This is a genomic window from Campylobacter taeniopygiae, from assembly GCF_005406225.1.
GTDB lineage: Bacteria > Campylobacterota > Campylobacteria > Campylobacterales > Campylobacteraceae > Campylobacter_D > Campylobacter_D taeniopygiae.
Map to the genome: position 1 here is coordinate 1 of NZ_NXLY01000004.1, position 24875 is coordinate 24875.

Annotated in this window: 23 protein-coding genes and 3 pseudogenes; 6 read left to right on the top strand and 20 right to left on the bottom strand. The window is 28.6% G+C overall.

All coding sequences use genetic code 11. The features are described 5' to 3' along the window. Positions 1 to 102: 102 nt before the first annotated feature. Positions 103 to 738, top strand: a pseudogene (locus CQA75_RS02480) (glycosyltransferase); the annotation flags it as partial. Here CQA75_RS02480 and CQA75_RS02485 read toward each other — a convergent pair. The 4 genes and pseudogenes from CQA75_RS02485 to CQA75_RS09380 form a co-directional block, all read right to left on the bottom strand. Then, positions 727 to 1956 (bottom strand): glycosyltransferase family 8 protein, encoded by a 1230-nt coding sequence (locus tag CQA75_RS02485; RefSeq protein WP_137623482.1) that lies wholly within the window; start codon positions 1954 to 1956, stop codon positions 727 to 729. The pseudogene CQA75_RS02480 and the gene CQA75_RS02485 overlap by 12 nt on opposite strands. 225 nt (positions 1957 to 2181) lie before the next feature. Then, positions 2182 to 3393, bottom strand: coding sequence for a glycosyltransferase family 2 protein (locus tag CQA75_RS02490; RefSeq protein WP_137623483.1), 1212 nt, complete (start codon positions 3391 to 3393; stop codon positions 2182 to 2184). Continuing rightward, positions 3393 to 3803: a hypothetical protein gene (locus tag CQA75_RS09375; protein ID WP_137623484.1), complete on the bottom strand. Its 411-nt coding sequence runs from the start codon at positions 3801 to 3803 to the stop codon at positions 3393 to 3395. Before CQA75_RS09375 ends, CQA75_RS02490 begins: the two co-directional genes overlap by 1 nt. A gap of 155 nt (positions 3804 to 3958) precedes the next feature. Further along, positions 3959 to 4267: pseudogene (locus CQA75_RS09380) on the bottom strand (glycosyltransferase family 2 protein); the annotation flags it as partial. Between the two features lie 122 nt (positions 4268 to 4389). On the opposite strand from CQA75_RS09380, the gene CQA75_RS02505 reads away from it, so the two are divergent. Then, entirely contained in the window at positions 4390 to 5466 is a 1077-nt protein-coding gene (locus CQA75_RS02505) for a glycosyltransferase family 4 protein (protein ID WP_137623486.1), read from the top strand. Here CQA75_RS02505 and CQA75_RS02510 read toward each other — a convergent pair. Genes CQA75_RS02510 through CQA75_RS02520 form a run of 3 tightly spaced genes read right to left on the bottom strand, consistent with a single transcriptional unit; the run spans position 5455 to position 8057 of the window. Further along, positions 5455 to 6378: a glycosyltransferase family 2 protein gene (locus CQA75_RS02510; RefSeq protein WP_137623487.1), complete on the bottom strand. Its 924-nt coding sequence runs from the start codon at positions 6376 to 6378 to the stop codon at positions 5455 to 5457. The genes CQA75_RS02505 and CQA75_RS02510 overlap by 12 nt on opposite strands. Before the next feature lie 2 nt (positions 6379 to 6380). Then, a complete protein-coding gene (locus CQA75_RS02515; protein ID WP_137623488.1) occupies positions 6381 to 7253 on the bottom strand; it encodes a glycosyltransferase in 873 nt (290 codons plus the stop codon). After that, a complete protein-coding gene (locus CQA75_RS02520) occupies positions 7254 to 8057 on the bottom strand; it encodes a glycosyltransferase family 2 protein (RefSeq protein WP_137623489.1) in 804 nt (267 codons plus the stop codon). Between the two features lie 58 nt (positions 8058 to 8115). Between CQA75_RS02520 and waaF the strand changes: the two genes are divergently transcribed. Next, the gene (gene waaF, locus CQA75_RS02525) at positions 8116 to 9087 is read left to right on the top strand and encodes a lipopolysaccharide heptosyltransferase II (protein ID WP_137623490.1); all 972 of its coding nucleotides are present in this window, start codon (positions 8116 to 8118) and stop codon (positions 9085 to 9087) included. Here waaF and gmhA read toward each other — a convergent pair. The 4 genes and pseudogenes from gmhA to CQA75_RS02545 all read right to left on the bottom strand — a co-directional run bounded on the left by gmhA (position 9043) and on the right by CQA75_RS02545 (position 12461). Beyond that, on the bottom strand, positions 9043 to 9603 hold the full coding sequence (gene gmhA, locus CQA75_RS02530) for a D-sedoheptulose 7-phosphate isomerase (RefSeq protein ID WP_137623491.1): 561 nt from the start codon (positions 9601 to 9603) through the stop codon (positions 9043 to 9045). The two genes, waaF and gmhA, sit on opposite strands and share 45 nt — an antisense overlap. A gap of 1 nt (position 9604) precedes the next feature. Further along, the gene (rfaE1, locus tag CQA75_RS02535) at positions 9605 to 10984 is read right to left on the bottom strand and encodes a D-glycero-beta-D-manno-heptose-7-phosphate kinase (protein WP_137623492.1); all 1380 of its coding nucleotides are present in this window, start codon (positions 10982 to 10984) and stop codon (positions 9605 to 9607) included. Then, the gene (gene rfaD, locus CQA75_RS02540) at positions 10977 to 11927 is read right to left on the bottom strand and encodes an ADP-glyceromanno-heptose 6-epimerase (protein WP_137623493.1); all 951 of its coding nucleotides are present in this window, start codon (positions 11925 to 11927) and stop codon (positions 10977 to 10979) included. Before rfaD ends, rfaE1 begins: the two co-directional genes overlap by 8 nt. Beyond that, positions 11924 to 12461: pseudogene (locus CQA75_RS02545) on the bottom strand (D-glycero-alpha-D-manno-heptose-1,7-bisphosphate 7-phosphatase). Before CQA75_RS02545 ends, rfaD begins: the two are co-directional and overlap by 4 nt. A 137-nt stretch (positions 12462 to 12598) precedes the next feature. Between CQA75_RS02545 and CQA75_RS02550 the strand changes: the two are divergent. Then, positions 12599 to 12901, top strand: coding sequence for a c-type cytochrome (locus tag CQA75_RS02550; protein WP_137623495.1), 303 nt, complete (start codon positions 12599 to 12601; stop codon positions 12899 to 12901). 30 nt (positions 12902 to 12931) lie between these two features. On the opposite strand, the gene CQA75_RS02555 is transcribed toward CQA75_RS02550, so the two are convergent. Both CQA75_RS02555 and CQA75_RS02560 read right to left on the bottom strand, forming a co-directional pair. Continuing rightward, positions 12932 to 13135 (bottom strand): cbb3-type cytochrome oxidase assembly protein, encoded by a 204-nt coding sequence (locus CQA75_RS02555; RefSeq protein WP_137623496.1) that lies wholly within the window; start codon positions 13133 to 13135, stop codon positions 12932 to 12934. Further along, on the bottom strand, positions 13128 to 15488 hold the full coding sequence (locus CQA75_RS02560) for a heavy metal translocating P-type ATPase (RefSeq protein WP_137623497.1): 2361 nt from the start codon (positions 15486 to 15488) through the stop codon (positions 13128 to 13130). The genes CQA75_RS02555 and CQA75_RS02560 overlap by 8 nt, the downstream gene beginning before the upstream one ends. Before the next feature lie 137 nt (positions 15489 to 15625). Between CQA75_RS02560 and rho the strand changes: the two genes are divergently transcribed. Together rho and CQA75_RS02570 are read left to right on the top strand one after the other, a co-directional pair. Further along, positions 15626 to 16924 carry a transcription termination factor Rho gene (rho, locus tag CQA75_RS02565; RefSeq protein ID WP_137623498.1) on the top strand — a complete coding sequence of 433 codons (1299 nt, stop codon included), beginning with the start codon at positions 15626 to 15628 and terminating at the stop codon, positions 16922 to 16924. A gap of 2 nt (positions 16925 to 16926) precedes the next feature. Continuing rightward, entirely contained in the window at positions 16927 to 18456 is a 1530-nt protein-coding gene (locus tag CQA75_RS02570) for a DNA polymerase III subunit gamma/tau (protein WP_137623499.1), read from the top strand. Here the strand turns inward: CQA75_RS02570 and CQA75_RS02575 are convergent, their stop codons facing one another. The 7 genes from CQA75_RS02575 to omp50 form a co-directional block, all read right to left on the bottom strand. Continuing rightward, on the bottom strand, positions 18457 to 20562 hold the full coding sequence (locus CQA75_RS02575; RefSeq protein WP_137623500.1) for a heavy metal translocating P-type ATPase: 2106 nt from the start codon (positions 20560 to 20562) through the stop codon (positions 18457 to 18459). 2 nt (positions 20563 to 20564) lie between these two features. Then, complete coding sequence (locus CQA75_RS02580; protein ID WP_137623501.1) at positions 20565 to 20759, bottom strand: heavy-metal-associated domain-containing protein; 195 nt, start codon at positions 20757 to 20759, stop codon at positions 20565 to 20567. After that, positions 20756 to 21700 (bottom strand): cation diffusion facilitator family transporter, encoded by a 945-nt coding sequence (locus CQA75_RS02585; RefSeq protein ID WP_137623502.1) that lies wholly within the window; start codon positions 21698 to 21700, stop codon positions 20756 to 20758. Before CQA75_RS02585 ends, CQA75_RS02580 begins: the two co-directional genes overlap by 4 nt. An 82-nt stretch (positions 21701 to 21782) precedes the next feature. Beyond that, positions 21783 to 22277 (bottom strand): threonine/serine exporter family protein, encoded by a 495-nt coding sequence (locus CQA75_RS02590; RefSeq protein ID WP_137623503.1) that lies wholly within the window; start codon positions 22275 to 22277, stop codon positions 21783 to 21785. Then, positions 22274 to 23050: a threonine/serine exporter family protein gene (locus CQA75_RS02595; protein WP_137623504.1), complete on the bottom strand. Its 777-nt coding sequence runs from the start codon at positions 23048 to 23050 to the stop codon at positions 22274 to 22276. Before CQA75_RS02595 ends, CQA75_RS02590 begins: the two co-directional genes overlap by 4 nt. A gap of 129 nt (positions 23051 to 23179) precedes the next feature. Then, positions 23180 to 23407 (bottom strand): hypothetical protein, encoded by a 228-nt coding sequence (locus tag CQA75_RS02600; RefSeq protein WP_137623505.1) that lies wholly within the window; start codon positions 23405 to 23407, stop codon positions 23180 to 23182. Positions 23408 to 23419: 12 nt separating this feature from the next. Further along, positions 23420 to 24835 (bottom strand): outer membrane tyrosine kinase, encoded by a 1416-nt coding sequence (omp50, locus tag CQA75_RS02605; RefSeq protein ID WP_137623506.1) that lies wholly within the window; start codon positions 24833 to 24835, stop codon positions 23420 to 23422. Positions 24836 to 24875: the final 40 nt, after the last annotated feature.

Consider the following 24875-nt stretch of genomic DNA (forward strand, 5'->3'; position numbering starts at 1 on the left):
ACAAAATATACTCAAATTTTGCATTAGAAATCAAAGTCGTATTTTTTGACTTTGATTTTAAGTGTCAAATGACTTTGATTTGAAAAGCGGTTTTATACAAATAAACAAATCCATCTTTGGAAACAACATCATAAAAATGTTTTTACCATTCCTAATTTTTTACCTTTTATCTCATCAAAAAATAGCGATCTCTTTCAAAAAAATGTTCTTAGCGTGGGTAGATTTACTCCCAATGATGAGAAAGGATTTTTAAGACTTATAGAAATTTGGGAAATTGTTCAAAAAAATGACACTTATAAAGATTGGACTTTAACCCTAGTTGGCGATGGAGAGTTAAAAGAAAACATTAAAACCTTAATAAAAGAAAAAAATCTTGAAAATTCTATTATCTTAAAACCTTTTACTAAAGAAATTGAAAAAGAATATCTAAAAGCAAGTATTTACGTAATGACTAGCCATTGGGAAGGTTTTGGCATGGTTTTAATAGAAAGTGCAAATTATCAGATTCCTAGTATAGCTTTTGATATCAATACAGGACCTAGCGATATCATAGATAATGAAAAAAGTGGATTTTTGATTAAAGATGGAGATTTAAACGAATTTGCTAATAAACTTTGTCTTTTAATGGATGATGAAAATTTAAGAAAAGAATTTGGAAAAAATGCCAAAGCTAAAGTTGAAGAAAATTTCAGCAAAGAAAAAGTAATGGAACAATGGAATGAAATTTTAAATTCTTGATCTAAAATGATATTTTTTAAAATTATAAATCATCTTTAAGGCTTTTAAATAAACACTAAATAAGTTTTTTTTGTGAGATCTAGCATAAGAAATAGCAATTCCTAATATACAACAAATTCCAAAAAAATCATCTTCAATACTTTCTGCTCTTTGCATATATTTTTCATCATTACTTGTATTTTTAATCAAAAATTTAATTTTTGGAAAATTAAATTTTAAAGCAGCATTAAAAAGTTCTCTACCCAAACCGGCACACAATAAATGATTTGTTATATTTTTTTTACTTTTTAATAATTCTTCATTAAAAATAGGAGTTTTAATAGCCATATCCCACCAATATTCATTTATATTTGTACCCTTGTAATCAAAATAAGATTTTAAAAACCTCCAAGGTTTTTCTCCATAGTGAAGTATTTTTGGATTTTTAATACTTTTATTAAATTCATTTCTTGTGTAGTTTAATCTATTTTTATTTTCATCTTTACAAATTACATAGCAAAATGCAATAGTGCTAAAATTATAAGCAAAGTCTAATTTTAATTGATGTTTATAATGTATTGTAGCATTCAAAAGATCTTGATCGGCTGCTTTTATATAATAGCACTTGCTTGCTAGTTCTTCGCATTTTTGCTCGATACTATGCTTTTTGTATTCTTCTAAATTGATCAGCAATAATCCCGAATTAAAATAATTTTCATCAAAATAAAAAATTTTCTTTTTATCGTTTTCTTTAAATTTTATTTTTGATTTTTTAGAGCCAGGATCCCCTACAACCCCTACTATTTTATCTTTTAAATTTATAGAAAAAAGTTCCCTTATGTCGCACATGCAAAGCATGTCAGAGTCTAGATAAAGGCATTTTTTTATACTTTCATCAAAAATAGAACTCAATCTTAAGCGATAATAAGGCAATTTTAAACTATGTGCAGCACCACTCGTAGGAAAATTTTCAAAATCTTCATCATTTTTTATATGTATGATAATTTTACATGGAAAAATTTCATTTAAAGCATTTTGTAAATTTAAAAGTTTTTCTCTAGTTTTATCGCTTACAAAATTACTCAATATATGAAAAAAATACTTTTCATTTTTTATATTTGAATTTTTATCAAAATCTTGAATTTTTTTATTTTTGTCTGTATTTAAGATAATACTTGTTATCAAAACTGATGTGTATTTTATATAATTTTCATCTGCACTAAAGACTAGATGATACATTTTTTTCCTTTAAAATGCAATATATTTTCTTTTTCTTTAGTTTACCATCTTTCTTTCAATTTTCAATTTAAATTTATACAAAAAGTTTTTTTAAAATATTTATAAACTAATAAACTAAATCGAAATAATGTATATTTAGCTAATGAAATATAAATAAATAATAAAATAAAAATTTATTATCAATCTGATTATTATTATTTCTACTTGCATAATATAATTGAGATTTTAGGCATGATTATCCTTTTTAAAAAGTTTTTTTGGGTGACGAAAGTAAAATCTTATTTTTCTATATATCTTATAAAAAAATAATCTTTTTATAAAAATTTTTACAATCTCATTTACTCTTAAAGGATCGTTATAAAAATTTTGATCAAAATAAGGATTATAATATTCTTTTAAACTTTGACTGATTAATGTATTTTTAAAATTAACATTAAATAAAAATAATTTTTTTGCAATCATTAAAAAACTATAAACTATAAAATATCTTCTAAGTTCTTGATAATTATTAAAATATTTTCTTAAAGGTTCTAAATTTTTAGGCAATTTTTTAGGGACGCTAGTTTCCTTACAATTTATTATAGAATTATCTCTTATCCTATAAATCATTAAAGCTTTTTCCGTATAATATATTTTTTTTGCTAAACAAAATAGTATGGTTCCAAAATCATGATCTTCATGATAAATTCCATGAGTAAAACGAAGAACATAATTATTTAAAATAGCAATATCAAAAGCTCCTTGCCAAGCAAAATAAAAACTAAAAAAACTATTTTCTTGCAATAGTTCTATACCATTTTCATAAAAATCTTTTTTACTCTTACTCATCAAATTTGTGTCAGGATTTTTTATAAATTTGCAATCATTTTCATGAAATTCATCAAAATTATGTATGCAAATATCCAAATTCTTTTTAATCATATTTTCAACACATAATTCTATACAATCTTTTAAAAAATAATCATCAGAATCTAAAAAATGTATTATAGAGTTAGGCAATTCTTGTATTATAAAGTCATTGATATTTTCTAAATTGGTTTTAATATATCTTTTTTGAATTTGTTTAAAATTTGATTTTATATCTTCTTTTTTTATTATTTTTGTTGTTTTTTCAAAAGTATGAGTTTTCTCAAAAGAGATAATATCTTCTTCTTTATTATCTTCAAAAAAAGATCTAAGTTTGGTTCCTTTTATAAATTCTATCCCTACATTTCTAGCTGAACTCAATCCGCCATTTTCTTTTGAAATGAGAAAAATTCTTTCATCTTTTTGTAGATATTCTAAAGCTATTTCTAAACTTTCATCATTACTTCCATCATCAACTAAAATAATATCTAAGTTTTTATATGTTTGATGAATTACGCTCTCAATGCATTCTTTTAAATATGGTGCCACATTATAAATTGGGATAATAATACTTATTAAAGGATTATTCATTATAACTCTTTATTTTTTTTAATTTTAGACAATAGAATATAATATATTCTCTTTGCTTTTTCTTTCTTTTTTAAAAATTTATATTTCAAATAAGAAATTTTATGACTTTTATGTAAAAACCAATATATATTCATCTTAATAAAATAAGAATAATATCTTAAGATATTCTTTTTTAAATTCATTTTTTCAATCACCCTAAGAGCGAAATTTAAATCCTCTAAATAAATATCATATTTTTGATCATTTTCTTTACAAATAGAACTTTCGCAAATCATATAATTATAAAGACAATCTTCAATAAAAACCATTTTTTCATTAATCAAAGAAATGTAAACTAGCATATCTTCAGCATAAACAAATCTACGATCAATTTTTTGAATTCTTTCAATAAAAAAATCTTTTTTAATCATTAAAAAACATAAATTCCAAGGCATTTGACAAAAACAATTAATATTTTTTTAAATTCTTGATAATCTTTTACTCTTGGATTTAAAAAAGAGATTTCATTATTTTCATTTTTTTTGCAACCAAATTGCAATAAATTATTATCTTTTATGTTTATCAAACACACTTCGCAAGCATTTAATTCCAAATAATCATCCGGATCTAAAAACATGATATAAGATGAGTTTGAATTTAAAACTCCTATATTTCTACTTGCAAAGGTTCCTAAGTTTTTTTCATTATGAACAATTTTTATTCTCTCATCTTTTTTAGCATACTCTTTAGCTATATCTATGCTTTTATCATTGCCACAATCATCTACAACTATGATTTCTATATCTTTAAAGGTTTGATTAATGCAACTTTGTAAAGCTCTTTCTATATATGGTTCTACATTATAAGTGGGCAAGATGATTGAAATTTTAGGCATGATTGTCCTTAAAAATGCTTGTTAATAAAATATAAATTACTCTAATTGCAAACAAAATGACTTTTTTTAAGATTATATTTATATTTTTATTATAACATAGAAATAAAAATTCGGCATATATAATGAAAAAAAGTATTTTATTGACTATTTTTGATTTAAGTGTTTTTGGTGGGACAGAAAGAGCGGTTATTAATTTAGCCAAAATGTTTCAAACTTGCAATGTTAATATTACTATTTTAAGCTTTTATAAACAAAATGAAACATTATCTTTTCAAATCCCTGAAAATACACAAATTAAATATATCGGAAACACTCCTCCTTGTGAAAATTCTTTATTTTATAAAAATAAATATTTAAAATTTTTCAAATATGCCTGTTTAAGTTTAAAATGGTCTAAATTTATAAATTCTTTTGATGCGGTTATTTCAAATGATTATGACATTTTAATACCATTATTAAAAAATAAAAAAACTAAATATATTAAAATATTGCATGGAAATTACACAAATACTTATAAATCATGTAAAGCTTTAAACTTTTTTGATACTATTGTGATTTTATGTTCAAAAGAAATTGATTTTTATAAAAAATATTTTCATAAACAAATAGAAATAATTCCTAACTTTTTACAAAAAACCCCAAATATATCATCAAATCTTAATAATAAAATCGTTTTAGCTGTTGGCAGGTTTTCCCACGAAAAAGGTTTTTTAAGACTTATAGAAATTTGGGAGATTTTACAAAAAAAAGAATCTTATAAAGAATGGGCTCTTCACATTGTAGGGGATGGATATTTAAAAAAAGAAATTCAAAAAGAAATAAATAAAAAAAATCTACAAAAATCTATCATTTTAAAACCCTTTACCAAAGAAATTGAAAAAGAATACTTAAAAGCAAGTATTTATGTTATGACAAGTTACTATGAAGGTTTTCCTATGGTATTGCTAGAAAGTTCAAGTTATCAAATTCCCACTATAGCTTTTGATATCAATACAGGACCTAGCGATATCATAGATAATGAAAAAAGTGGATTTTTGATTAAAGATGGAGATTTAAACGAATTTGCTAATAAACTTTGTCTTTTAATGGATGATGAAAATTTAAGAAAAGAATTTGGAAAAAATGCCAAAGCTAAAGTTGAAGAAAATTTCAGCTCTCAACAAATTTTAAAACTTTGGAAATCGGTTTTAAAAATATAATTTTATTAAAATTTTCTTTGTCAAAGTTATCAATCTTCTTTTTATTTTAAACATTTTCTTTTTTACATAAAGCAAAAAAGTATTAGAAATATTTTGCTTATAAAAACTATAAAGATTTTCTTCCTTGTAAAGACATAAATCTAAAAAAATTATAAAATAAAACTTATCAACTAATCCTTTTTTTAAGGTTAAAAAATTTTCTTTTATAAAATTTAAAATTTTTATTTGCTCATTGTATTTTCTGTTATCATAGGATAGAGTCAAAGAGAAAATATTGAAACAATAATAATATCCATAATTTTGAGAGTATAAAAAATAAATTGTTTTTATAAATGATAACAAATAAAGAAAGATAAGCAAATCTTCTCCCATGTTGATTTTTCCAAAATGTTTGGCATGTTGATAAGCTTGTAAATATTTTTCTTTTTTAATAACTTTTCCGCATAAATTCCAATAACATTTTTTAGAATTAGCGCAATGGCTTAAATAATCATCTAAATTAAGTTTTTGAGAAATTTCTTCATCATTTTTAACAAATTGCATTTCTTTATCTTGTTTAAATAATGAATAACAAACCATATCATTTTCGCATAAAATTTCAACTATTTTTTCGCATAAATTCAATTCTAAATAATCATCAGGATCTAAAAACATAATATAAGAAGAATTGCTTGCTTTTACACCCTCATATCTTGCCCTTAATAAACCTAAGTTTTTTTCATTATGAACAATTTTTATTCTCTCATCTTTTTTAGCATACTCTTTAGCTATATCTATGCTTTTATCATTGCCACAATCATCTACAACTATGATTTCTATATCTTTAAAGGTTTGATTGATACAACTTTGCAAAGCTCTTTCTATGTATGGTTCTACATTATAAGTTGGTAAGATGATTGAGATTTTAGGCATGATTATATTTTTTTAAAAAGTTTTTTTGGATAGCGAAAATAAAATCTTATTTTTTTAAAAAATAAGATTTGATTATAAAAACGATCTTTTAGGGAAAATTTATAACCAACATCCAAAACAAGATTGACAATATCATGCTTTTTTAGCAAATCAGAATAAATTCCATTTTTATAAAAATAATTTTTATTCATTTCATATGTATTCCACATCTCTGAAAAAAGATGGATAAAAGGTTGATTTGCATCCAAAACAACGTTTTCTTGGATAAATTCTTTAGCTCTCTCCCAAGGAATTTGGCATGTTTTTTTATAATCCCAAGCATGATTTTTTAGCTGATTTTTTTCAACTTGCTCTGCTAAAAATGAAGGACCTATAACTCCCCAAGGAATTTGTTTTTTATAATCTATAATTTTTTCTGCTTCATTTATAAGAATTTTCCCAAATTCACAATTTTGAGGAAATTTTAAAAAAGAGGTTGTAATTCTTGGAAAATTTTCATCCTCATCAATCTCTTGAGAAAAGATATACTCTTGATCTAAATCAATATTTTTTAAACAAATCATATCAAGATCAACCCAAACTCCTCCTTTGATGTAAAGCATTTTATATCTAAAATAATCACTAAAGGCAGCTACACCAGCTCCTCTATCATCACTAAAATATTCATCAAAAGAAACGATTTCATTAGCATCTCTAAGCTCAAAATCATCAAATATTTCATTGAGTTTATTAAAAATTTTATCATCAAGATTGTAAGTATAGAGTATAAACTTATAGTTATTATCCAAAAAAGATTTTATAGATAATAATTCCATTAAGCCTATACCCTTATATAGGGGGGGGGTATACCAAAAACTACTCACTTCTTGTTTCATTTACAACCTTCCTTCTAAACCCTTAATTTCTTTTTCCAAATTCAAAAAAAACTTTTCGTTAAATTCCCAAAAATCATTTTTGATTGTTTTTAAGATCTCTAAGCTTTTCTTTTTATCTTGATAATTTTGCCATAAAATTTCTTTATTTTTATTTTCATACCTACCTTTTTCATTAAATTCATAATGATAAAGGCATTCTTTAAAAACAGCTATTTTTTCACACAACATAAAATAAAAATAGCAAAAAAGTACATCCTCTCCATAACAAAGTCTTTCAAAAATATCAATTTTTTCAAAAATTTTAAGGATCAGATCTTTTTTAAAAACCTTTGCCCAAACCGACCAACAATAATGCTTTTGATTGGTTAAAAACTCTAAAAATTGCTTTTTGGTAAAAATTTCATCTTTTTTAAAACGATAAAATTGCTTAGTTTTTACCCTATGAACAAAAGCATCAAAACAAAGCAAATCTAACTCAGACTTAATGCTACAAAAAGCCACCTCACAAGCTTTTAAAGGCAAAAAATCATCCGCATCTAAAAACATCACAAAATCAGCACTCGATTTTAAAACTCCTAAATTTCTACTTGCAAAAGTGCCTAAATTTTTATCATTTTTAAAAATTTTTATTCTTTGATCTTTTTTTGCGAATTCTAAGGCTATCTTTAAGCTTTCATCTTCACTTTTATCATCAATAATTATAATTTCTATGTCTTTAAAAGTTTGGTTGATGCAACTTTGTAAAGCTCTTGAAAGAAAATTTTGAGCATTGCATACAGGGATAATAAGACTGATTTTTGGCATAATTTTCCTAATTTTTTGTTAAAATTATAAAAAATTTTATCTAAATTTTAAGGTTTTCATGAAAATTTTCATCCATCTTCCCACTTGGTTAGGCGATGCTGTGATGGCTTCAGTAGCTTTATACGGCATAAAAGAATATTTTAAAGACGCTGAGTTTATCCTTTATGGATCTTTTGCTTCCACCCAGCTTTTTAAAAATTTTTCCCATTCTAAAATCATCATAGAGGATAGAAAAAAACGCTATAAACAAGCCTTAAAACTACGCAAAGAATTTAAAATAGACTTTGCCATCTCTTTTAGATCGGCCTTATCTTCTAAAATCATTTTAAATATATTAAGAGCGAAAAAAAGATATTTTTTTAACAAGCGTAATTTTAAAGAAGAACATCAAGTTTTAAAATACCTTTATTTTGTAGAAAATTCTTTTAATTTCAAAATTCATTCTAAAGAACTGCGACTCCCAATCAAAGCAAGATTTCCACATCCATTGATACTTAAAAATGGTAAAAAAATTCTAGGGATCAATCCAGGAGCTACTTTTGGAAGTGCTAAGCGTTGGGATGCTAAGTATTTTGCCGAGGTAGCAAAAGAATTTTCAAAAAGCCATGAAATTTTAATTTTTGGTGCAGGTAATGGCGAACAAATTCTTTGCGATGAGATCGAAAAGCTTTTAAAAAAATCAAACATTAAAGCTAAAAATCTTTGCAATAAAACAAGCATTCAAACCTTATGTCAAAATATAGCTTTTTGTGATCTTTTTATCACAAACGATAGCGGCCCTATGCACATAGCAGCTGCTTATAAAATCAAAACCATAGCTATCTTTGGTCCTACCAAATTTACTCAAACCTCGCCTTGGCAAAATCCTAACGCAAAATTAGTGCATTTAAATCTAGACTGTATGCCTTGTATGCAAAAAACTTGCCCTTTAAAACATCATAAATGCATGAAAGATTTAAAACCTGAATTGGTTTTAAATCTTTCATCAAAACTTCTCATCAACCATTTGACAAAGTGCATGGATGATTAAAATATGCATTTCTTGAATTCTTGCTGTATCATTACTTGGCACAACAAGATTGTAATCACAAATTTCATTCATTTTGCCACCACTTTTTCCACTTAGTCCTATGCAAAGCATTTTGAGTTCTTTCGCTTTTTTAAAAGCCTCTAAAACATTAGGACTATTTCCACTTGTTGATATTCCCACTAAGATATCTTTTTCATTTGCCAAAGCCTCAAGCTGTCTTGAAAATACAAACTCAAATCCGTAATCATTGCCTATAGCACTAAGTGCTGAAGTATCAGTAGTTAAAGCTATACCCGCTAAAGCCTTGCGTTCTTTTTTATAACGACCGCTAAGTTCAGCGGCAAAATGCTGAGAATCTGCAGCACTTCCACCATTTCCACAAATAAGAATTTTGCCGTGCTCTTTTAAGCACTGACATATCAATTCACCTACTTTTGCAATTTGTCCTTTAAGAATTTCACTCGCTTTTAATACTTCTTGATGCTCTTGCCATTCTTTTTCTATAAGATCAATCATTTTATTTCCTAATTTTTTCTATAATTTTACTCGTGCTAAAACCCTCTTCAAATTCGATCAATTCAACCCTTGAAACAAGATCAGCCCCTACAACTTCCTTACCTTGATAATCAGCACCCTTAACCAAGATATCAGGCTTTAAGTCCGCGATTAATTTTAAAGGTGTATCTTCATTAAAGATCACAACAAAATCCACAAAATAAAAAGCCGCCAACATACAAGCTCTTTGAAACTCTGAATTTATAGGTCTTTCACTTCCCTTTAAACGGCGCACACTCTCATCAGAATTTAGCCCTACTATTAACACATCACCTAGTTTTTTCGCTTTTTGAAGATACTTTATATGCCCAAAATGCACTATATCAAAACATCCATTAGTAAAAACGACTTTTTTATTTTTATCGCTTAAAATTTTCATAAGCTCATTTTTACTAACAATTTTTTTCTCCAAATCACTTCTTTTAAAGCTTTTTATCTCATCAAAACTCACACTCACACTACCCACTTTACTCACAACAACCGCTGCTGCCTCATTGGCAATTTCACAAGCTTTAAAAATATCCACTTTATTTGCTAAACAAAAAGCTAAAACCGCGATCACGCTATCCCCTGCTCCGGTAACATCATATACTTCCAAAGCCTTAGCTGGTGCAATGTGTAATTTTTGATCATACACTGCAATTCCCGCTTCTGAAAGAGTGATCATGGAATATTTTAAATTAAAATCATCTTTTAATTTTTTAATGCCTTTTTCTAAATTCTCTCCATCTAAATTTTCAAATTTTAAAGCCTCTAAAGCTTCTTTTTTGTTTGGAGTGAGTAAAGTTGCGCCACTATATTTGCTAAAATCACTCCCTTTTGGATCGATTAAAATAGGAATGTTTAATTCATTAGCTTTTTGTATAAATGCTTTGCATACCTTAGAAGTTAAAACCCCTTTAGCATAATCACTCAAAACCACTGCTTGAAAATCTTTAATGTATTTGCAAAATAAAGCGATGAGTTCTTCTTCTAAAACTATATCATTTACATCTTCTTCATCAAGCCTTAATACTTGCTGATTATGTGCCATAATACGATTTTTAAAAGGAGTTTTACGTCCCTTTTGGATTAAAAACTCGCCCTTTAAATTTTCTTTTAAAAATTCACTATTTCTATCATCGCCTATCACACCCAATGCAAAAACATCCGCTCCTAAGCTTTTTAAATTCGCATAAACATTTGCAGCTCCACCAAGTCTTTGATCTTGCTTTAAAGTTTTTGCCACTAAAACAGGGGCTTCAGGACTAATACGCGAACAATCACACCAAGTGTAATTATCCACCATAAAATCCCCAATAATAAGAATTTTAGGTCTTTGCTGACTTAAAAATTCAAGCATTCACTTCCTTTTCAAAAAGTCGTTTAATTTCATCTAAATAATCCTTAATTCCTGCCTCAAGACTAAATTTTGGCTGATAAGCCCAATCTTTAGAAAGATCAGCTTGAGTATGAAATTGATAAGCTTTAACATAAGGATTTGGAATATACTCGCAAGGTAAATTTGTGCCTAGTTCTTTTTGCAAAATATCAACTATATCTTGAAAAGTCCTTGCTACACCACTACCTACGTTATAAACACCGCATTTAGAATCAAGTGCAACCAAATTCGCATCAATAGCATCTTTAATATACACAAAATCTCTATAAATTTGATCACTCTTTTCAAATAAACGAGGATTTTTACCTGCTAAAATTTGATGGCCAAATTGCACTACCATAGAGGCGGTTTTATTTTTATAAAATTCACCTTTTCCATACACATTAAAATATCTAAGTCCGACAAGATGGGCTTTATCATAATATTTTCTTGCGATTTTATCCATCATAAGTTTTGAAAATGCATAAGGGTTTTTAGGATCTTCAACCCCAACTTTTTGAGGACTTGATTGATTACCATAAACTGAAGCAGAACTTGCATAAATCAATTTTGCATTGATATCTATACTCAATTCTATAAAATCTTTAAAAGTATTTAAATTTGTTGTTAAAACTTTATTTTGATTATAAACTGTAGTATCTGAAATAGCTGCTTTATGAAAAATCACATCGGGCTTAAAGTTTTTAATCTTTTGTAAAGTTTTTTCATCTTTAATATCCCCAACGTAAAGCTCACCATCAAAATCAAGCAAATTTTTAAAATGTCCAAAACATTCTAAATTTCCATTATCTAAAAGTTCATTGCTTGACATTTTATCAATGATTAAAATTTCATGATCTTTTTGCAATTCTAAAGCAAGTCCAGATCCTATAAAACCTGCTCCACCCGTAATGGCTATTTTCATTTATTTTTTCCTTTCTCAAAAAAACTTAAAACTTCTTTTAAATTTTCAAATTGCTTAAAAAAATTTCCTTCTTTTTTTTCTTGACTAACCAAAATCAAAGTTTTGATGTTTGCATTAAAACCCGCTTGCATATCGCTTAAATTATCCCCTATAAATACAGAATTTTCCATATCTATATCAAATTCTTTTTTAGCCTTTAAAAGCATACCAGGCTTAGGCTTTCTACAATCGCAATCTTGCAAATGCGGACAATGATAAATTTTAGAAAAATGAATTTTTTCCTTTTCAAATTCTTTCAAGAAAAAATCACAAAGCTTAGAAAAATCTTCCTCGCTATAATACCCTCTTGCGATACCTGATTGATTTGTAATGATAAAAAGCAAATAATCCTTTTTTAAAAAATAACGACACAAATCAAAAATACCTTCACAAAATTCAAAATCTTCGATTTTATAAACATATTTTTTGTCGATATTTATAACACCATCTCTATCTAAAAATAACGCTTTTTTCATAAAAAATATTATAGTATATTTTAAAAAAATATCAGCTTTTAAAATAAAAAATATTGCAAAAAATAAAAATATATTCTTTGAAATGATTAAGGAGATTATAAAAATATAAGATATATAATAGCTTTGACATTAAATTAAATTAAGGAGAAGTGTCAAATGAAAAAAATGTTAGTAATCTCTGCATTAGCATGTATCGGTGTTTCAGCTTTTGCTGCTGATGGTGCAACTATATTTAAAAAATGTGCGGTATGCCACGGTGCAAAAGCAGATAAAGTTTATTTAAATAAAGTTCCAGCTCTTAAAACTTTAAGCTTTGAAGAAAGAGCACAAGCACTTAAAGAATATAAAGCAGGCACAAGAAACAAATTTGGCCAAGGTGCTATTATGAAAGTTCAATTAAATAGCTTAAGCGAAGCTGATTTAGAAGCTGTTGATAAATATATTGAAACTTTAAAATAATTTCAAAGCTTTCATTTTTATAATGAAAGCTCAATCTTTTTTATCTTTTAAAGCCTTTTTTTTACGATTTTCAAGCTCTATAGCATCACGTAAAGACTCTTCATCATCATTTAAAGTAACAAATTTGTAATCATCATCAAATTGTTTAGTTTTTATTCCCCAAAGCAAGATAGCTAAAATCACACAAAAACCAAGAATTGAAACAGCTATCATCATCGTAATCACACTATTCATTTTTTATCCTTAAAGCATTTAAAACCACCATTATACTACTAAAAGACATAGAAATCGCTGCAATTAAAGGATTGATAAGTCCTAAAAAAGCCAAAGGTATAGTACAGGCATTATAAAGTAAAGAAAGAGCTAAATTTTGCTTGATGATTTTATAAGTATTTTTTGAAATTTGTATAGCATTTTTTAAAGAATTTAAATCATTTTTTAAAAGCAAAATATCACTATTTTCGATCGCCAAATCACTTCCTTCACGCAAACTTACAGAAACAGCAGCGTATTTTAATGCCAAAGCATCATTAACCCCATCACCCACAAACAAAACTTTTTTATTTTGACTTAGTTGCTCTATGGTTTGCATTTTTTCTTCAGGCAAACAAGCAGCTTTAAAATCTGAAATTTCAAGCTCATTAGCAATTTTTTCAACTGCTTTATAATTATCGCCGCTTAAAATCATCACTTGAGTTTTTATAGATTTAAGATAAGTGATCAAGTCTTTAGCTCCTTCTCTTAAAACACTTGAAAATTCAAAATAAGCCAAAACCTCATCATTTTTAGCAAAAATAAAATGAGAATTATTAAATTCTTTATCAAAAACTATGTTATTTTCTTGTAAAAATTTCAAATTTCCACCTAAAAAAACTTTATCGCTTATTACAGCCTTAATGCCCTTTGCTTGTATATTACTCACTTCTTTAAAATCCAAATTTAAACGTTTAGCGTTTTTATTTTTACTTAAAAATTGCGCGACACTTTTTGAAATCGGATGATTTGAAAGCGAAACAAAGGTATAAATTTCATCAATATTTAATTTTTCATGCAAGAAAAAATCTTTCACCTCTAAATTAGGCTTAGTTAAAACTCCTGTTTTATCAAATACAACCGTATTGCATTTTGAAAGATCTTCAACCACACTTGAACTCTTAAATAAAATTGCTTTTTTTAGTGCTCTACCAAGTGCTACAAGATTGCTAACTGGAGTAGCCAAAGCTAAAGCACAAGGACAAGCTATGATTAAAACTGAAATGGCATTGATTAAAGAAATTTCAATTCCAGCCTTATAATAAAAAAACCACACCAAAAAGCATATCAAAGCAAAACTTAAAACCACGCGAGAAAAATAAGAAGAAATTTGAGAAACCAAACTTTCAAGTTTTGCTTTTTTCATACTTGCAAATTCCAAAAGCTTTATGATTTGACTTAATTTGGAATCATTGTAAATTTTACTCGCCTCATATTCAATACTTCCATCTAAAACAATACAAGCAGAATTGATCACATCTCCTTGCTTAACCAAACAAGGCTCGTTTTCTCCACTTAAGGATGAAGTATCAATACTTGCTTCACCTTTTTTACAAATCCCATCGATTAAAATTTTATCTCCACTTTTGAGTAAAATCCTATCCCCTACACACACTTTTTGCACTTCTTTAGGACTAAAATCTTTTCCATTAAAAACCATAACCTCATTTTGCAAAAAATCATTCAAACCGTCTATAGTGTCTAGAGCGCGTTTTTTGCTAAACATTTCAAGATATTTTCCTATAAATACAAAGCAAATAATCATCGCAACCGAATCAAAATAAACCTCAGAAGATCTTGTAAACATAGCCCATAAAGAATAGCTATACGCCAAAGTAGCGCCGCTAATGACTAAAGTATCCATATTAAGGCTTTTAAGTTTTAAAGATCTCAAAGCACTTTTATAAAAATTAGATCCGGTATAAAAAAGAACAGGAGAGCAAAGAATGAATTCAAAAAAATTCAAAATATCTTTTGTATCTCTATCCATACCGCTAAAAAAACCAGCATATTTTGCCACTGCAATCCACATGATATTCATCACACAAGCAATACCCACTACAAGCTTAGAATAAAATTCCCTTTTCATCAAATCAGCTTTTTTCGAGCTTTTAGCAGGATTATACGCACTTGCTTTATAGCCTATGCTTTCGATTAAATTTAAAATTTGACTCAAAGAAATACTTTCTTTATCGAAAACTATCCTTGCTTTATGGCTTAAATGATTGATATCTAGTTCTAAAATTCCTTGCTGTTTGATTAAAATCTTTTCATTAAGCCACACACAAGCTGCACATTCAATACCATGAATCATAAGATAAATTTCACTAAAACCTTCCTTAGTTTGAGTGATAAATTCATCATAATTTTTATTTGAAAATTCTAAATTTACAGGCTTTAAAGATCGATCTCCTAATCTTTCATAAAATTCATCCAAGCCCGTTTCATGCAAGATTTTCCAAACACTCTCACATCCTTTACAACAAAAAAATTTATCTTTATAAAGAATCATTTGGGATTTTTGATAACTTAATCTACAATGTTCACATTTCATAATTAATCTTTAAAAAATATTTTTTTATAATTATAAACAAATATATGCAAATTATTTGACAAAAAGTATATTTTTTTATTAAAATCACAATTTTAATTTACTACTGCAAATGACTGCATAATTTCTTGCGAGGGCTTATGGAAAAAGAAAAAAAACAACATCAAAGAACCCATATTCCAGTTGAGGGTTATAAAATAGAAGACTTAAAATTACTTGATTTAGAAAATTTAGTCAAAATTGCAAACGAATGCGAAATAGAAAATCCACGCGAATTTCGTCGCCAAGAACTTATTTTTGAGATTTTAAAAGCACAAACTAAAAAAGGCGGCTTTATACTTTTTACCGGAATTTTAGAAATTTCAAGTGAAGGTTATGGCTTTTTAAGAGGTATGGATTCTAACTTAAGCGATAGTGTTAATGATGCTTATGTTTCTAATTCTCAAATCCGTAAATTTGCATTGCGTGTAGGCGATATCGTCACAGGACAAGTTAGAGAACCTAAAGATCAAGAAAAATATTACGCACTTTTAAAAATCGAAGCGATCAATTACATGCCTTTACAAGAAGCTAAAGAAAGGCCATTATTTGACAATCTAACTCCGATTTTCCCTACTGAAAAAATCAAACTCGAATACGATCCTATGAAATTAACAGGACGCGTTTTAGATCTTTTTACCCCTATAGGAAAAGGGCAACGTGGGCTTATTGTAGCGCCGCCTAGAACAGGTAAAACAGAACTCATGAAAGAATTAGCAGCTGCAATTGCTAGAAATCACCCAGAAATGCATTTAATCGTTCTTTTGGTTGATGAAAGACCTGAAGAAGTAACCGATATGCAACGTTGTGTTAAGGGTGAAGTTTTTAGCTCCACTTTTGATTTACCTGCTTATAATCACGTTCGCGTTGCAGAACTTGTTATAGAAAAAGCAAAAAGAATGGTTGAAACAGGCAAGGATGTCATCATTTTACTTGATAGCATCACAAGACTTGCTAGAGCTTACAATACAGCAACTCCTAGCAGTGGAAAAGTTTTAAGTGGTGGTGTAGATGCAAACGCACTCCATAAACCAAAACGCTTTTTTGGCGCCGCTAGAAATATAGAAAATGGTGGATCTTTAACCATCATAGCTACAGCATTAATCGACACCGGTTCTAGAATGGATGATGTGATTTTTGAAGAATTCAAAGGAACAGGAAATAGTGAAATCGTACTTGATAGAAATATTTCTGATAGAAGAATTTATCCTGCAATCAATATCATCAAATCAGGAACAAGAAAAGAAGAACTTTTACAAGGTGTTGGGGAACTTCAAAAAATTTGGGCAATACGCTCGGCTATTTCTCAAATGGATGATGTTGAAGCACTTAAATTTTTATATTCTAAAATGCTAAAAACTAAAGACAATGTCGAACTTTTATCTATAATGAATGAGTAAAAATGCTTCAAGCACTAGCCGTTAAATATAGACCAAAAACCTTTGATGAGCTTATAGGGCAAAAAACTGTTAGCACAAGTTTAAAATACGCACTCAATAACAACCGCCTAGCCCATGCTTATCTTTTTTCAGGTTTAAGAGGTAGTGGAAAAACCTCTAGTGCTAGAATTTTTTCTCGAGCTTTGGTTTGCGATCAAGGGCCTAGCGATACTCCTTGTGGAACTTGTAAGCAGTGTATCGCGGCTTTAGAGGGAAAACACATCGATATCATAGAAATGGATGCGGCAAGTAATCGTGGTCTTGAAGATATACAAGCTTTGATCGAACAAACTAAATACGCTCCTTCTATGGCTCGTTTTAAAATTTTCATTATCGATGAAGTGCATATGCTTACCCCTCAAGCTGCAAACGCACTTTTAAAAACCCTAGAAGAACCGCCAAGCTATGTAAAATTTATACTTGCAACCACCGATCCTTTAAAACTTCCCGCTACGGTTTTATCAAGGACTCAACATTTTCGCTTTAAGCAAATTCCACAAAGCGAAATTCAAAATCATCTTAAAGAGATTCTCATCAAAGAAAATGTTCGTTTTGAAGAAGAAGCTTTAAAATTTCTTGCAAGAAGTGGCAATGGATCTTTAAGAGATACGCTGACTTTGCTTGATCAAGCTATTATTTTTTGTCAAAATGATATTAGCGTACTTAAAATCACTGATATGTTAGGCTTTTTAGATCCAAATAAAATCAAAGAATTTTACCATGCTATTTTGACTAAAAACAAAGAAAAAGTTTTTGAGTTTTTAGATGAGCTTAAAGAATATGAAGCCTCTAGCGTTATAGATGAGATGCTATTTTATCTTAAAGAAAGTTTTTTTGCTAGAAGCACTGAATTTTCAACTCTAATTTATGAAAGATTTTTCCGTATTTTAGCTCGTGCTAAAAATATGATTTGCGATGATGATGGCTTTACGCTTTGTGTGATGGCTTTTATGATGATGGAAGCAAGTTATCTTAAAGAAATTGATACACAAATCAATGAAATGGAGCAAAAAAAAGCTGAAAATATCACTCCAAAAATCACACCGATTTTAGAACAAAAAATTGAGGAAAAACCAAAAGCAAAAAATGCCTATGAATTGCTTTTAGAAGCTATATACGATAGAGATTATGAACTTGGGGAATGTTTTGAAAAAAGCACTCGATTTATCAGTTATGAAGATGAGATTTTAACGATCAGTTCTAATGCAACAGGGGAAAATCGTACCCAACTTAATAAAGGCTTTAAACTCATACAAGAGCTTTTAAAAGATAAATTAGGACAAAATGCAAAAATTGCTGTGCAAAAAGAAATAGTCATTGATGAAAGCAAACTCCAATCCATCACTCAAGAACCTAGCACTCTTTCAAATTCAAAACTCGATCTTAATTCATCTTTTAATGAACTCAAGCAAGGTGCTAAAAAATTTAATCCCGAAGAAGATGTTAAAGAGGCTTTAAAAGATTGCTTTGGAGAGCCTCAAATTCAAGAATAATCAAATATTTTTTAACCGCAAAGAATTAAGCACAACTGTTATAGAACTAAAACACATAGCCAAAGCTGCAAAATGCGGACTTAAAGCTATGAAAGGCACAAAACCTGCTGCGATAGGAATACAAAGTGTATTATAGATAAAAGCCCAAAAAAGATTTAATTTGATTATTTTTCTTGTTTTTTTAGAAAGAGAAAAACAATATAAAATATTTGCTAAATTTTCCTTAATCAAAATAAAATCCCCTGTTTTTTTAGCCAATTCATTAGCTTTTGAAAAACTCATACTCACACTTGCTAAAGATAATCCCGCTGCGTCATTTAAACCATCTCCTATAAACAAAGCTTCTTTAGAATTTTTAATAATTTGAAGTTTTTCTTCTGGTTTTAATTGTGCATAAAAATCATCAATATCTAATTCTTTGGCTATTTTTTCAACACTTTCTTGATTGTCTCCGCTTAAAATAACACTTTTAATCCCTTGTTTTTTTAATCCTACTATGAGTTCTCTTGCACCCTCTTTTAAAGAACTATCAAGCAAAACTCCCCCTAAACAATGAGAATTTTTTGCGAAATACACCTTGATACTGCTTAAATTTTTAAATTGATTAAAAAAATGATCGCATTCTTTAGTATCTACGCCTTTGCTATCTAAAAAATACCGACTTCCTATAAAATACGTATCATCATTTTCTTTATAAATTATACCTGCACCAACGACAATCTCACCCTCGCCTTTTAACTCAACATGGGTATTTTTACTCAAACTTTTTGCAATAGAATGAGAACTTAAAGTCTCTATCTCACAAAGTTTTTGAAAATCATCTTGATTTAGATTGTGCTTAATGATCTCTAATTCTTCTTTAGTTAAAGTTCCGGTTTTATCAAAATAAGCAAGTTTGATTTGGCTTAACTTTTCTAAAGCGGCAGGATTTTTAAGCAAAATAAAATTTTTAGCCGCATTTGAACTTGCTACAACTAAAGCAATGGGCGTTGCAAGCCCTAAAGCACAAGGACAAGAGATCAAAAGCACAGCACAAGCACGCAAAAAAGCTGTATTTAAATTTGCCCTAAAAAGCCAAAATAAAAATACACACAAAGCTAAAATGATGATAGATGCAACAAAATATTTAGAAATTTTATCCGCTAAAGTTGCCAATGGAGTTTTTATATTTCCTGCATAAAAAACTAAATTTTTAATTTGTTCTAAAGTGCTATCCATTGCTTTTTTATTTGCTTTAATTTTTAGCATACCATTTAAAACAATACCACCTGCTTGCACCTCATCGTTTTCTTTTTTTAAAACAGGAAAAAATTCTCCATTTAAAAAGCTCATATCTACTTCAGCACTTCCGCTTAAAATCGCCCCATCAGCAACGATACTTTCACCTTCTTTGACTAAAATAACATCTCCGGCCTTAACAAAGGCGCTAGAAATTTCCTTAACTTCATCGTTTTCAAGCAAAATTCTTGCCTTTTTTGTATCAATTTTTTCAAGATTTTTTTGATAGCTTTCAGCCTTGAGTTTGATTTTATTTTCAAGATATTTTCCTAAAAGCACAAAGGAGATAATCATCATAGCACCGCTAAAATACAAATGCTTTTCATCAAAAATTCTAAAATAAATCAAACAAGAATACACAAAAGCACTCATCACCCCTAAAACAATAAGAGTGTTCATATCTAAATTTTTATTTTTCAATCCCAAAAAAGCATGAGAAAAAAAATCTCTCCCACAATAAAAAATCCCAAAAAAGCTTAAAAACATTTGCATATTTTGTGAAAAAAAACTTTGATCAAACATTTCAAAATACATCACAACAACACTTAAAACTATGCTTAAAAGTAAATTTTTTCTAAGCTCGATGTGTTTTTTTATTTTATACTCTTCCAAGCTTTGCTCATCTTCTAAAATTTCAAAGCCCAAATTTTTTATTTTTGCTAAAATTTCTTTGCGTTTTTCATCCTTTTGGATGAGAAAAATTCCACTCGAATTCACATAAGAAACACTAGCTTCTTCAACGCCTTCTATTTTTTTACATGCTCTTTCTATAGCATTAGAGCAATTGACACAAGTCATCTTTCCTATTTTGACACGAAATTCTTGCATTTTTATATACGCTCTACGATCTCAAATCCTAATTCTTGAAATTCATTTTTAAAATTTTCCAAATTCTCTTCTTGTAAATTTACACTTAAAATTTTATTCTCCAAATCTATATCGATTAAACCATATTCATCTTGCAAGGAATTTTTTATCAAATTGACACAATTTATACAATTGATATTTTTTACTTTAAATTTCATGAGTCTTCCTTTCTTATGATACTTGGTTGTATTGTAATATGTCCTATATTAAAATGCTCTAAAAGCTCACTTGAAAGCTCTTGATAAAGCTTTTCAAATTCTAGCAATTCTTTAATATCCACTTCGATATGTAAAGTTGCCACAAACATTTTATTTGTAATTTCTACGATATGTAAATCCAAAATTTTACTCACTTGATGGTGCTTTAAAATCAACTCTTCAACACTTTTTACATCTACAGGCGAAGTCTCTAATAAAATATTGATACTTTTTCTTAATAACTTAATCGACCACCTTAAAAGTAAAAGAGATAAAATCAAAGCTAAAATCGTATCAATATAAACAATTTGAGTATAATAAACAACGACTCCACCTATAATCACAACTAAAGATCCAAGCAAATCACTCATCATGTGCAAAAAAGCGGACTTCATATTGACATTATCTAAATTTGCACCCTTAAACATCAAAAAAGTATTAAAAGCATTGACTAAAAAACCTAAAATTGCAACTACAATCATAGTTTTTGCATCTATATTTACTGGATAAAATAATTTTTCTATACTTTCATAAATGATAAAAATTGCAGATAATATAATCGTTAAAGCATTGATAAAGGCCACTAAAATTTCTAATCTAAAATAACCAAAGGTTTTTTGCTTGTCTTTAAATTTTTCAATCGCAATGATCGCAAAAAAACTAAGGGCTAAGGCAAAAACATCGGAAAACATATGCAAAGTATCGCTTAATAATGCTAAAGAATTTGAAAGTATAGAATACACAAATTGCACAAGCATCATTAAAAAAGTCATAATAAGGGATATTTTTAAAATTTTCTTATCCACATTACGCGCATCTGAATGATCGTGATGATGGTGGTGATCGTGATGATGATCGTGGCATTTTTTAACTAGAGGTTTGTGCGATAGATACTTTTGCATTTTTATCCTTTTTATTTTTATTGTATAATAAAAGAATAAAAATTTAAGAAAAAACAAGCTTTTTGCAATTATTTTTTAAAATTTAATCCTGATTTGCGTGTCTTGTCATCATGAAACTTTGCTCAAAAAAGATAAGCAAAGTCACACTCACCCCTATAGCCAAAGCTAAAGTTACAGAAACAGTAGTTAAAAAATAATCAAAAAATTGCACCAAAAAATCAGTTTTAGCTTGAAGATCTTCACTGCGTATAAAAGAAATCAGATGCAAAATCGCCTTATAAGCATAAATTCCTGGGATCATCGGTATAAGTGCAGGAAATGCGATAATTTCTGCAGGAGTTTTCATAATCTTAGCCAAAATTATACCCAAACAACCTATACAAAAAGAGGCCATAAAAGTTGCTATTGCTAAAGTTTGAAAGTGAAAATATTCTGTTAAAACAAAACGAAAGCCATGAGCAATAGCCGCTAAGAACGCGGAAGCGATCAACGTTTTTAAAGGAGGATTACAAGCATAGGCAAATCCAAAACCAGCCAAAGCAGCAAAAAACATATCTTTTAAAACAAATTCTATCATTTTAAAATTCCAAAATTTGATAAACTAAGCGTCATGTAAATTCCAAGAGCGATACAAGAAATTAAGATCGCAACGCTAATAATACGACTTACACCCATTAAAATATGATCTTTAAGTATATCAATAACTGAATTAATAAAAAAAACACCAGGGATAAGATACAAAATGCTAGAACCTAAAGCCACATCAGATGTATTAGTATAGCCCATATTAAGCCCTAAAAAAACAAAACCCGAAGAAACAAAAGAGCAAATGATGTATTGAATTCTTAAATCTATTTTGATTTTTGTCAATAAAAATCTTAAAATTAAACCCAAAAAAGTTCCAAAACACACCAAAACACCCGAACCAAAATCCCCTCCAAAAAGCCTGCAAAAAGCCGAATTTGCAATAGAAACCAAAATAAGAGTAACTATAAAAGAACGCTTTTCTTGATGAGTAACTTGATCAAATATAGCTTTTGCTTTTTCAAGATCATATTTATGATCATATATAGCCCAACTTAAAGCACTCAAATCCAAAATGATTTTGAAATTAATATAAGCATGATGATTAGGGATAACATAAGTTCTATGCAAAGAATTATCACTTTTATCAACAATATTTAAAGTGATGTGGTGAAAAAAGAAATTGATATTGATCTCATAACCATAAACTTCAGCGATCCTTCCTACACATTTAGCCACCCTAGATGTATAAGTTCCAGCTCCTAATAAAGTTTTAGTATAGACTATAAGAAAGTTAGTTAAACTTTGTATATCAGGCTTTTGCATATATATTTCTTTGTGATTAAAATTGATCTATTATAACAAATTTTTAAAATAAAAAATATAAATTGTAAGAAAATTTCTAAAATTTAAAGAAGATAAAAGAAAGATAAAAGCGGCTTTAAACCGCTTTTATTATTTACCAGCAACTGAAACTTGATTTGGATTATCTGCTGCACGAGCAACCATGCACTCTTTTAAAACAGCAGCGTCATTTGCGTCTTTAACTTTTTTATTGATCCAACGTTCAATTTGTTTCATTGTTTTTGATTCTGGTTCTGGAGCTTCATATTTTGCCATTAAGCTAGCACAATCAGCTAAAGCAATGATAGGTAATAAACCCAAAAAAAGTAATTTTTTCATATCACTCACCCCTTAAAATTTCACATTATACATTAACATAACATTATCAGCTCTTGATTTTTCTTTCTTAGCTCCACCAAATGGCAATCCACGATTTCCCCATTTGTTTTGGATATTGGTATAGCTTAATCTTAAGAATTGATATCTATCAAGCTGATAAATCACATAGAAATCATTTGCTATACCTCTAGTCATTCTTATATTAAGTGGATCGTTGATGCTTGGACGACTCATAGTGTACCAGTATCTGCTACCCCAGAAGAACTCATAACCTACTTTTAAAGCTTTAGTAAAGTCATAGCGTCCGCCTACATGCACTGCATAACCATCTTTTTCGTTAAATTTGCCATCACCATATCCTTTGCTAATAAGCGCTGTACTTAATAGAGGATTTATTTCATTATCACTTCCTTTAGAATAACCCAAAGAGGCAAACCAATTGAAATTTGTTCCAAAGGTATTATAATTTTCAAAATGGATATTTGCTAAAGTTAAGGTTCCTAAATTAACAACTCCATCATCATCCAATAAATTTGACCCAGGAATTGGCAATGAAAAATCAGTCATACGAGCCGCATTGAAAATAATCAAGTTATTTCCCATGCTACCTAAAGGAAGTTCTCCTTCTACGGCTGCATAGTAAAGATTTGCATCCGCATCTTTTTGATCACTCATCCAATCTCTTACTTTTCCTTCCTCATCCCATTGATAAGCTTTACCATAAGCTGCACGGATCGCTACTTTATGATCTTGTAAGCTTTCAGGTTTATAAGTGATAACCGCAGCATCACCTAAAGTATTGATCGCTAAAGCTGGATAGGTTGATTGTCTTAAAGCATTGTTTCTAAGATTTGTTCCAGGACCATCGGTTCCAGGTTGTCTTCCTATAGTTGCAATCCACTCAGGTGTGATGTAATAATCAAGATAAGCTCTATCTACGTAAAGAGCTGGACCGCTTGTTCTTGTGTTTCTTCCTGCATCTAGCTCAAGTGGGCCTCCAACCCATCCCATTTGAGACCAGTTTTTAGCCATAGACAAACGACCGTAGAATTTAGTTTTTTCATTGATGTCTGCATTCATATTTAAATGAAGTTCCATCATCCACTTGTTATTTGCATGATAACTTGTAGTAGGAAGTTTGTAGTTTGTGTTTGAAACGGCATTTGAGAATTCAAGTCCGAATTTAACTTTGCTTAAAGCAGCTTGGAATTCATTATCATCTGCTCTATCGTTAAGATCAGCAAGTTCAGCATTAACTTCTTTGTTTTGCTTAGCTTGCGCTTCTCTTTCTTTTCTGATTTCTTTTAATTCGGCTTGAATTTTTGCAAGCTGTTTTTGAAGCTTAGTGATTTCATCATCTGTAGTTTGTGCAAAAAGTGATGATGAAAGAATACAAGCACTCAAAATAATTGAAAACTTAGTTTTCATAATAATAACTCCTTGTAAATATTTCATTGAAATAAAAAGG

What these genes read in the sequence shown, in the direction of transcription:
- CQA75_RS02485 (WP_137623482.1), bottom strand. Translation starts at nt 1,956, where the DNA reads ATGTATCATCTAGTCTTTAGTGCAGATGAAAATTATATAAAATACACA.
- CQA75_RS02490 (WP_137623483.1), bottom strand. Translation starts at nt 3,393, where the DNA reads ATGAATAATCCTTTAATAAGTATTATTATCCCAATTTATAATGTGGCA.
- CQA75_RS09375 (WP_137623484.1), bottom strand. Translation starts at nt 3,803, where the DNA reads ATGATTAAAAAAGATTTTTTTATTGAAAGAATTCAAAAAATTGATCGT.
- CQA75_RS02505 (WP_137623486.1), top strand. Translation starts at nt 4,390, where the DNA reads ATGAAAAAAAGTATTTTATTGACTATTTTTGATTTAAGTGTTTTTGGT.
- CQA75_RS02510 (WP_137623487.1), bottom strand. Translation starts at nt 6,378, where the DNA reads ATGCCTAAAATCTCAATCATCTTACCAACTTATAATGTAGAACCATAC.
- CQA75_RS02515 (WP_137623488.1), bottom strand. Translation starts at nt 7,253, where the DNA reads ATGAAACAAGAAGTGAGTAGTTTTTGGTATACCCCCCCCCTATATAAG.
- CQA75_RS02520 (WP_137623489.1), bottom strand. Translation starts at nt 8,057, where the DNA reads ATGCCAAAAATCAGTCTTATTATCCCTGTATGCAATGCTCAAAATTTT.
- waaF (WP_137623490.1), top strand. Translation starts at nt 8,116, where the DNA reads ATGAAAATTTTCATCCATCTTCCCACTTGGTTAGGCGATGCTGTGATG.
- gmhA (WP_137623491.1), bottom strand. Translation starts at nt 9,603, where the DNA reads ATGATTGATCTTATAGAAAAAGAATGGCAAGAGCATCAAGAAGTATTA.
- rfaE1 (WP_137623492.1), bottom strand. Translation starts at nt 10,984, where the DNA reads ATGCTTGAATTTTTAAGTCAGCAAAGACCTAAAATTCTTATTATTGGG.
- rfaD (WP_137623493.1), bottom strand. Translation starts at nt 11,927, where the DNA reads ATGAAAATAGCCATTACGGGTGGAGCAGGTTTTATAGGATCTGGACTT.
- CQA75_RS02550 (WP_137623495.1), top strand. Translation starts at nt 12,599, where the DNA reads ATGAAAAAAATGTTAGTAATCTCTGCATTAGCATGTATCGGTGTTTCA.
- CQA75_RS02555 (WP_137623496.1), bottom strand. Translation starts at nt 13,135, where the DNA reads ATGAATAGTGTGATTACGATGATGATAGCTGTTTCAATTCTTGGTTTT.
- CQA75_RS02560 (WP_137623497.1), bottom strand. Translation starts at nt 15,488, where the DNA reads ATGAAATGTGAACATTGTAGATTAAGTTATCAAAAATCCCAAATGATT.
- rho (WP_137623498.1), top strand. Translation starts at nt 15,626, where the DNA reads ATGGAAAAAGAAAAAAAACAACATCAAAGAACCCATATTCCAGTTGAG.
- CQA75_RS02570 (WP_137623499.1), top strand. Translation starts at nt 16,927, where the DNA reads ATGCTTCAAGCACTAGCCGTTAAATATAGACCAAAAACCTTTGATGAG.
- CQA75_RS02575 (WP_137623500.1), bottom strand. Translation starts at nt 20,562, where the DNA reads ATGCAAGAATTTCGTGTCAAAATAGGAAAGATGACTTGTGTCAATTGC.
- CQA75_RS02580 (WP_137623501.1), bottom strand. Translation starts at nt 20,759, where the DNA reads ATGAAATTTAAAGTAAAAAATATCAATTGTATAAATTGTGTCAATTTG.
- CQA75_RS02585 (WP_137623502.1), bottom strand. Translation starts at nt 21,700, where the DNA reads ATGCAAAAGTATCTATCGCACAAACCTCTAGTTAAAAAATGCCACGAT.
- CQA75_RS02590 (WP_137623503.1), bottom strand. Translation starts at nt 22,277, where the DNA reads ATGATAGAATTTGTTTTAAAAGATATGTTTTTTGCTGCTTTGGCTGGT.
- CQA75_RS02595 (WP_137623504.1), bottom strand. Translation starts at nt 23,050, where the DNA reads ATGCAAAAGCCTGATATACAAAGTTTAACTAACTTTCTTATAGTCTAT.
- CQA75_RS02600 (WP_137623505.1), bottom strand. Translation starts at nt 23,407, where the DNA reads ATGAAAAAATTACTTTTTTTGGGTTTATTACCTATCATTGCTTTAGCT.
- omp50 (WP_137623506.1), bottom strand. Translation starts at nt 24,835, where the DNA reads ATGAAAACTAAGTTTTCAATTATTTTGAGTGCTTGTATTCTTTCATCA.